This is a genomic window from Streptomyces sp. S6 (assembly GCF_054880855.1).
In genome coordinates this window covers 1-8,471 of sequence record NZ_JBTYMC010000288.1, presented here as the reverse complement: position 1 = coordinate 8,471, position 8,471 = coordinate 1, and the positions used below count along the sequence as shown (strand labels likewise).

The 8,471-nt window shown below is 69.8% G+C and carries 4 protein-coding genes and 1 pseudogene; 2 read left to right on the top strand and 3 right to left on the bottom strand.

Going from position 1 to position 8,471, the window contains the following annotated elements; genetic code table 11:
• Positions 1–332 precede the first annotated feature (332 nt).
• On the bottom strand, positions 333–602 hold the full coding sequence (locus ACVNF4_RS28495; RefSeq protein ID WP_461805754.1) for a hypothetical protein: 270 nt from the start codon (positions 600–602) through the stop codon (positions 333–335).
• Positions 603–763: 161 nt separating this feature from the next.
• Between ACVNF4_RS28495 and ACVNF4_RS28490 the strand changes: the two genes are divergently transcribed.
• On the top strand, positions 764–4,768 hold the full coding sequence (locus ACVNF4_RS28490) for an SdrD B-like domain-containing protein (RefSeq protein ID WP_461805753.1): 4,005 nt from the start codon (positions 764–766) through the stop codon (positions 4,766–4,768).
• Positions 4,769–4,833: 65 nt separating this feature from the next.
• Here ACVNF4_RS28490 and ACVNF4_RS28485 read toward each other — a convergent pair whose 3' ends face one another.
• Positions 4,834–6,873 carry a galactose-binding domain-containing protein gene (locus ACVNF4_RS28485; protein ID WP_461805752.1) on the bottom strand — a complete coding sequence of 680 codons (2,040 nt, stop codon included), beginning with the start codon at positions 6,871–6,873 and terminating at the stop codon, positions 4,834–4,836.
• A gap of 204 nt (positions 6,874–7,077) precedes the next feature.
• Positions 7,078–8,310 (bottom strand): helix-turn-helix domain-containing protein, encoded by a 1,233-nt coding sequence (locus tag ACVNF4_RS28480; RefSeq protein ID WP_461805751.1) that lies wholly within the window; start codon positions 8,308–8,310, stop codon positions 7,078–7,080.
• Between ACVNF4_RS28480 and ACVNF4_RS28475 the strand changes: the two are divergent.
• A pseudogene (locus ACVNF4_RS28475) lies at positions 8,305–8,471 on the top strand (MerR family transcriptional regulator); the annotation flags it as partial. The gene ACVNF4_RS28480 and the pseudogene ACVNF4_RS28475 overlap by 6 nt on opposite strands.

The following is an 8,471-nucleotide window of genomic DNA, read 5'->3' as shown; positions in this document are numbered from 1 at the left end:
CCGCGGTGGCGCCGCCGGTCTGGGTGCCGACGGCCAGCAGGGCGCCGGCGGCGGTGAGGGCGAGGAGTGAGGCGCGTCTGCGCCGGGGGAGAAGGCGGGATCGCCGAGGCAACGGGGTCTCCTTCTGCGTGCGGCCCGGAGGGGGGCCAACAGGTGGGGGGTATCGCCTGGTGCATGAGTGAAGAAACCGTGAACGTGAGACAGAAGAGTGACACCCCGTGCCGTCAATTGTCATGCGAGTGTCAAGTCAACGGCTTGAACTAGACCATTCCTGCTGGGAGTTCGAGCTTTCCTGCATAGGTTTTCGGCCTCACCCTCCCCTCCCGCACCACTCACCCCACCCCCGGCAGATCCCCCCGCCACTCCAGCCGCCGCCCGCCCCGCACGCCCCACGCGTACACCGCCCGGCCGCCCGCGCCGTACCGCCCGATCTCCGTCGCCAGCACCACCTCCCGCACCTCACCCGCCCGCTCGGTCACATCCAGCAGCAGCCCGTCCAGCGGTCCGCCCACCAGTTCGGCGTAACGCCTGCCGGGACGCGGACCGGCGTCCTCATGGTCCGCGCCGTAGACCCTGCCCCGCATGAACTCCGTCTCGTCCATGGCCATCAGCCTGCCACCCGGCACTGACAACACCCCTGGGGCGACCCCCGAGTGACGGTCACTCCGCTACCCCCTCCCCGATGTCCGAATTGATCATATTTGCCCTTTATGTAGATATATAGGGTGGTGGTCATTCCATGAGACGAGGAGCAGGGAGCAGCATGCGCAAGGAAACACTGCGGAGACGGGTACGACGGCGGATCGCCGTCGGCCTCGTGCTGGCCGTGTGCACCGCCGGCGCACCCGTCGCCCAGGCGGCGTCCGCCGCGTCGGGCCTGACGAGGGCCAAGGGCGCGGGCGACGGCACCGTGACCGTACGGGTCGTCACCGACGTGGACGCCGACGGCGCGTACGACACCGTCCTGGAGCCCGGGATGGCGGGTGTGACCGTCACGCTGACGGACGACGCGGGGCACACGCTCACCGCGACGACCGGCGCGGACGGCGTCGCTGCCTTCACCCCGGCCTCCTCCGCGCTGACCGGCGGCAAGTACCGGATCCAGGTGAAGAACCCCGACACCTCCACCTACCAGCCGGCGGTCGCGGGCCTCGGCACGGGCGCCGGGGTGATCCGCTCGAACACCGGCTTCGTGGACGTCTCCGGCGGCAAGGACGTCGTGTACACGACCGGCTTCCTGGAGCCGGACGTCTACTACCCCGAGACCCCGACCCTGGTCACGGCCGGCCTCGCCAAGGGCGACGCGACCGGCATGCAGGGTCTGCTGCGGTTCGAGGGGAACTTCCAGGGCTGGACACCCGGCGGCACGTTCACCGAACTCACCAAGAACACGGACCAGCAGGCCGTCTTCGGTATCGGCACCGACCGCACGGGCAACGTCTTCATGGGCACGTCGGTGAAGCGGCACACCGAGTACGGTCCGGCGGGCCCCGTCAACGCGATCTACCGGTACAACGACACCAGCAAGGCCGTGACGACGTTCACGACCCTGCCGGGCTCCCTCACCGGCCACGACTCCACGGGCAACTACCTCCACGACGACGTGATCTACAGCAAGGTCGGCCGCGAGGGGCTCGGTGACGTCGACGTCACCGGCGACGGCAAGACGCTGTACGCCGTCAACCTGAACGACTCCAAGCTGTACAGCGTGCCCGTCAACGGCACCGGTGACGGTGTGTCGGCGGGCACGCCCGCGTCGTACGACATCCCGGCGCCGGCCGGCTGTGTCGGCCAGTGGCATCCGTACGGCATCGGGGTGCGCGGGAAGCGCGTCCTGGTCGGCGGGGTGTGCGGGGCGGAGTCGACCGTCACGCCGACGCTGGAGTGGGGCGACCCGTCGAAGCTGAGCGCGCACGTCTACGAGTTCAAGGGCGGGTCGTTCAGCGAGATCTTCACCCACGCGCTGGACTTCGACCGGGGCTGCGCCTACCGGTTCATCGGAAACCCCAGCACCGCCTACCGCTGCGACGACTCGACGAAGGTCGGCGCGCGGATGAGCGCGGACTGGGAGGCGTGGAACGAGCGGGTGCCGGCCCCCGAGGAGCACTCGTTCGTCACGGCTCCGCAGCCGATGCTGTCCAACATCGAGATCGCCGACAACGGCGACCTCATCATGGGCTTCCGCGACCGGTTCGCCGACATGCAGGGCAGCTCCACCTACCTCCACGGGTCGACGACGACTCAGGTGTCCGTCGTCGCCGCAGGCGACGTGCTGCGGGCGTGCGTGGCGGGGTCGGGGTACACGCTGGAGAACAACGGCTCCTGCGGCTCGTTCACGGGGGCGAACCCGGGGAACAAGCAGGGTCCCGGTGACGGCGAGTTCTACGACGACACGACGATCCTGTCGGACGCCCACCACGACCAGATCACCGAGGGCGGGCTCGCGCTCCAGCCGTACCGCAAGAAGCTGTGGTCGACGGTGTTCGACCCGTGGACCAACCAGGCGTACGAGCAGGGTGTGCGCGAGTGGGTCGCGGACGGTTCGGTGCCCACCCGCAAGCGGGCCGACCAGAGCGGCACGGTCATCGGCAACCTGCTCCTCAAGTCGACCTGGTCCGACGGCGCGAACCTGTTCGGCAAGGGCAACGGCCTCGCCGACCTGGAGCTGATCTCCACCCCGCCGCCGGTCCAGATCGGCAACCGGACCTGGTACGACGCCAACGGCGACGGCATCCAGGACCCCTCCGAGGCACCGCTGCCGGGCGTCGTCGTCACCTTGACGGACCCCAACGGGCGGACCCTCACCGCGACGACCGACGCGAACGGCGAGTACTACATCGGCACCGCCGAGGGCCTCAAGCCGAACACCACGTACGACGTCACCTTCGACTACTCGGGCGCCGACACCTCCGGCCTGCCCGGCACCCCCGCCCCCGCCGATCTCCAGTTCACCAAGGCGAACGCGGGCGGCGACGACCACGTCAACTCCAAGCCCGACAAGACCGGGAAGACGACGGTCGCCGTCGGTGACCCCGGCTACGTCAACCACGACGTGGACGCGGGCGTGACCCCGCTCAACAAGCTCGGCGACTACGTCTGGTACGACACCAACGGCAACGGCATCCAGGACCCGGACGAGAAGCCCGCCCCCGGAATCACCGTCAACCTGATCGACCCCGCCACCGGCAACACGGTCAAGACCACGACGACCGGCACCGACGGCAAGTACCTCTTCGACAAACTCCCCGACGGCAAGTACAAGGTCTGCTTCAGCAAGCCCGACGGCTACCAGTTCACCAAGCAGAACGCGGGCGCCTCCGGCAACGACTCCGTCGTCGACCCCAAGACCGGCTGCTCCGACGAGGTCACCCTCGGCCCGGCCAACCGCGCCGACCTCACCCAGGACGCCGGTCTCGTCCCGCTCAACAAGCTCGGCGACTACGTCTGGTACGACGCCAACGGCAACGGCATCCAGGACCCGACCGAACAGCCCGCCCCCGGAATCACCGTCAACCTGATCGACCCGGCGACGGGGAACACGATCAAGACCACGACGACGGACGACAAGGGCAAGTACCTCTTCGACAACCTGCCCGACGGCAAGTACAAGGTCTGCTTCAGCAAGCCCGACGGCTACCAGTTCACCAAGCAGAACGCGGGCGCCTCCGGCAACGACTCCGTCGTCGACCCCAAGACCGGCTGCTCCGACGAGGTCACCCTCGGCCCGGCCAACCGCGAGGATCTCACCCTCGACGCAGGTCTCACGCCGCTCAACAAGGTGGGCGACTACGTCTGGTACGACACCAACGGCAACGGCATCCAGGACCCGGACGAGAAGCCGGCTCCCGGGGTCCCGGTCAAGCTGATCGACCCGGCGACCGGGAACACGGTCAAGACCACGACGACCGGCACCGACGGCAAGTATGTCTTCGACAACCTGCCCGACGGTTCGTACAAGGTCTGCTTCACGGCCCCCGACGGCTACCAGTTCACGAAGCAGAACGCGGGCGCCTCCGGCAACGACTCCGTCGTCGACCCGAAGACCGGCTGCTCGACGCCGGTCACCCTGGGCCCGCTGAACCGCACGGACCTCACCCTGGACGCGGGTCTCACCCCGCTCAACAAGCTGGGCGACTACGTCTGGTACGACGACAACGCCAACGGCATCCAGGACAAGGGCGAGAAGGGCGCGAAGGGCGTCACGGTCAAGCTGATCGACCCGGCGACGGGGAAGACGCTGAAGACCACGACGACCGACGCGAACGGCAAGTACCTGTTCGACAAGCTGCCCGACGGCAAGTACAAGGTCTGCTTCACGAAGCCGGCCGGGTACGACTGGACGAAGGCGAACGCGGGCAAGGTCGGTGACGACTCGTCCGCGAACCCGAGGACCGGCTGCACCGGGGTCACCACCCTCGGCCCCGGCCACCGTGAGGACCTCACGCTGGACGGCGGCCTGGTCAAGCAGCTCGACCTGACGGTCCTGACGACCGACGCGAAGACGGGCAAGCCGCTCGGTGGCGTGGTCGTGCAGTTGTGGAAGGACAAGGGTCCGAAGGTCGGCGAGTGCGCGACGCCGGGCACCGGCAAGTGCGGCTTCAAGCCGCTGCCGCCGGGTGTGTACTACGCGGTCGTCAAGGACGTCCCGGAAGGCTACGAGATGCCGAAGAACCCGAGGACGACGACGTACAAGCTGACCGTCACGAACAACGGCCTCGTCATCAAGATCCCGATCAAGCGAGGAGAACCCTGCAAGGGGAAGTGCTGATCGTTCGCTGAACGTCAGGGCCGCGCACCGGAATCCACCGGTGCGCGGCCCTGACGCTTTGTCACTCAGCCGCTGTAGACGCCGACTTCGCGCAGCGAGTAACCCCACTTGGTGCCGCGCTCGACGCCCTGGACGCGGACGTAGCGGGCCGGGGTCGCGGTGAAGCGGGCGGTGTCGAGGCCGCCGTCACCGGCCGTGGTGGACCATGCGGTCCGCCAGTTCACGCCGTCCGGGGAGAGCTCGACGCGGTACGCCTTGCCGTACGCGCGCTCCCAGTCCAGCGTCACCCTGCCGACCAACTGGGAGGCGCCGAGGTCGACCTGCCAGGACTGGTCGTCCTTCCAGTCGCTGGCCCAGCGGGTGCCGGGGTCGCCGTCGATCGCGCGGTCGGGCTGGTAGCTGGTGAAGGGGTTGGACTCGGAGAAGGAGGCCGTCGCGGTGCCGGTGCGGGCGAGGTCGACGCCCGCCCGGTGGCGCTCGGTGGCCCCCAGGGTGGTGAGGTAGGACTGGGCGCCCCGCAGCAGGTCGGCCACCGCGTCCTGGCCGCCGGACCTGCGGATGTCCTCGATCCAGTCGGGGATCATCCCGGAGTGGGCGGCGCCGTCGGTGTTGATGTCGAAGGTGCGCTGCCCGCTGGTCTGCCGGTCGATGACGGAGCCGCCGTCGACGCTGGTGAAGGGGTACGTCACCTTCGTCGGGGTGTCGCCGCGCGGGCCGGGGTGGGAGCCGACGCCGTTGAAGTCGGTGCCGAAGCCGTAGCCGACGCGGTACTTGTCGCGCAGGGCCTTCGTGCGGGCGGCCTCCTTCACGAACTGCTCGGTGCCGTGCATGTACTGGGCGGCGAACCCGCCGAGCGCGTAGACCCGCTCGGTCCACTTGAGGTCCATCCAGCTGTGCGAGGAGATGACACCAGGGTAGGAGGCGGCCTCGAACATGTCGAGCACCCGGCCGGTGGCCTTGACGCTCATGTGGTCGATCTCCAGCATCATCTTGCGCTGCATCATGCCGCGCACCGCGTACTCGCCGAGTTCGGTGAGGCCGCGCTTGTTGCACTGGGCGTCACCGGTGTACGGGGGGACCTCGACGCCGTCCGGCAGTTCCTGTTCGGCCTCGGACTTGGCGCCGTTGATGGGGTTGTCGTGCATCGCGGTGGCGCACTTCTCGGTGGACCAGAACGTGCCGGTGGACAGGAACTGGCCGACGTTGATGGCGGTGCCGAGGCCGCCCTCGTCGAAGCGGACGCCGCACAGCGCGTTGTCGAACTTGTGGCACAGGAACATCGAGCGCACGCCGAGCGCGTACAGCTCGTCGAGGCCCTTGTCGATGTCGGCCTCGGAGCACTGCGCGATGTCGAGGACCTGCTTGCAGCCGAACGGCTCGGACGTCTCGACGCCGAGGATCACGGCGAGTTTGCCCTGCTCGATGACCTTGCGGGCCTGCTCGCTGTCGGTGACGATCCGGAACCAGCCCTTGCCGGTGCCGCCGTACTGCTTGTCGATGAACGCCTGGAGGTCGTACGTCAGCTTCGCCTGGAGGCGGATCGACGTCATCTCGTCGCAGGAGCGGTCCTTGAAGAAGTAGACGGAGCAGATGACGCCGTTGGTGACGAGGTCGTTGACCAGGACGCGCTGGCCGCCGCGCCAGGCGCGCTCGATCCAGGCGTAGTAGTTGGCCTGGTGGGTCATCGAGTCGTAGGCGGGCCAGTTCTTGAAGGTGGGCCAGCCGCCCGGGTCGTGCTTGCCGTCGCCGCCGTGGGTGATGAAGTCGAAGACCGCCCAGGTGCCGTCCGGGTAGTGCTCGGGGCAGTCCTTGAGGGCGTCGGCGACACCCGCCTCGGAGAACACCTTGCCGCAGATGAGCCGGCCGCCGAACGCCTCGTTGGAGAAGAGGTGGTTGTGGGCGTCGACGAGGCCGCGCACCTCGCCGGCCGCGTTCGTGCCGGTGAACGGCGCTCCGGTGACGTTGATCTGCGCGTCCGGGGCCGGGCGGGCGGTGGGGTTCCACCAGTCCGTGGCCGCCGCGCTCGGCGTCGGCACCAGGGCCGTCGTCAGCAGGAGCAGCAGGAGGGTGAGCAGGGTGACGCGTCTGCGTCGGGCCGTGGTCATGGGCGGTCCCTCGGGTCGGCGGGGGGCGCGGTCGACGAGCCGGGGTGTGCGGCGTTCCGTTGTGCGGCCGTCGCCGTTTCGCGGGATTGTCATGACCGTCGCAAGATCTTCACGCCTGAGGATCGGGGTGGACCCGGTGTGGAGTCAAGACTCGGGAAAGACCGACCGGTCGGAACTGCCGTTCCGCTGGGGACAGTTGAGGTGTCAGAGGCGGTAACTGCGCAGTTTGCGGTAGAGGGTTGCCCGTCCGATGCCGAGGGCCGCCGCCGCGCGCGCCTTGTTCCCGCCGTGCCGTTTGAGTGCCTGGAGGATGGTGGTGCGTTCGGCGTCCTCCATCGGGCTGAGCGGGCGGTGAGCCGGTCCTTCCCTTACCGCGTCGGGGAGTTCGGCCCTGCGGACGGGGCCGGTGAGGCGGCGTTCGTGGGCCAGCGCGTGGACGACGTGGGTGAGTTCGGTGAGGTTGCCGGGCCAGGGGTGGCGCTCCAGGGCGCGCAGGGCGTCGAGGGACCAGGTGAGCGGGGGCTGTCCGGGGGGCGGTTTCGGGGTGACCGCCTTGATCAACTCGGCGACGGAGTCCGGGCGTTCACGCAGGGCGGGGAGGGTGACCGTGCGGGCGGCGAGGACGTCGAGGAGGCGCTGGAGGCAGGGGCCCGGGGGCGTGCCGGGGGTGTAGGTGACGTAGAGGGGGGCGGCGGGGTGGGTGTCGAGGAGGGAGTTGAGGGCGGCGATGTCGGAGGGGGCGAGGCGTTCGGCGTGCCGCAGGATCAGGGGGTGACCGTCCGTCAGGTCTCGCAGGATGTCGCCGAGTTCGCCCTCCGCCGCGTCCACCGTGCTGGCTTCGGGGGCGAGTTCGCGGGCCAGGGTGGTCTTGCCGGTGCCGCGTTCGCCGGTGATCAGGAGCGGGGGGCGGGTGCGGCAGGGGGTGGGGGTGTGCCGGTCGGGGGCGGGGCCGAGGACGGCGACGACGCCGACGGTCGTCTCGCCGCGGCGTACCGGGGTGAGGTCGACGGCGCGTCCGGCGACGGTCAGGCGGCGGGCGCCGGGGTCGCGCAGGGCGGTGCGTTCGAGGTGGTGGAGGTCCTCGGGGGTGAGGGCGCGGGCGGCCGTGTCGTCGACGAGTCTGCTGTGGCCGCCGAACGCGGCGACGGGCCGGTCCTCGGTGCGGGCGGCGAGGTAGGCGTCGAGGAGGAGCCGTTCGGGGGTGGTGGCGCGGGCGACGAGTTCCGCCTCGATGGCCGCGGCGGCGGCTTCGGTGAGGGCGGCCGAGGCGTGCGGGACGCAGGAGTGGGCCGCCTCGGTGCGGGCGGCGCAGTCCTCGCACAGGCGGGTGGCGACCGTGACCGTGCCGGTGGGGCGGGGGGTGCCCGGCGCGTGCACGGGGGTGCTGATCGCCGAGATGTCCTGCCATTCGTCGAGGAAGTGCTCGGGTCCGTGCACCTGCGCACGCCGGTCCGTGCGCAGGGCGAGGGCGGCGCTGTTGGGTCCGACGCGTTCCTGGCGCTCGTGCCGGGGCACGGGCATCGGACCGCCGCCGCGATCATGCGGGCGGTGAACGAGGGTGCGGACGACGAGGCGTTCCGGCTGATCGACGCGAGTCA

Coding starts and splice junctions, on each gene's coding strand:
- ACVNF4_RS28490 (WP_461805753.1), top strand. CDS start 764: ATGCGCAAGGAAACACTGCGGAGACGGGTACGACGGCGGATCGCCGTC.
- ACVNF4_RS28485 (WP_461805752.1), bottom strand. CDS start 6,873: ATGACCACGGCCCGACGCAGACGCGTCACCCTGCTCACCCTCCTGCTG.
- ACVNF4_RS28495 (WP_461805754.1), bottom strand. CDS start 602: ATGGACGAGACGGAGTTCATGCGGGGCAGGGTCTACGGCGCGGACCAT.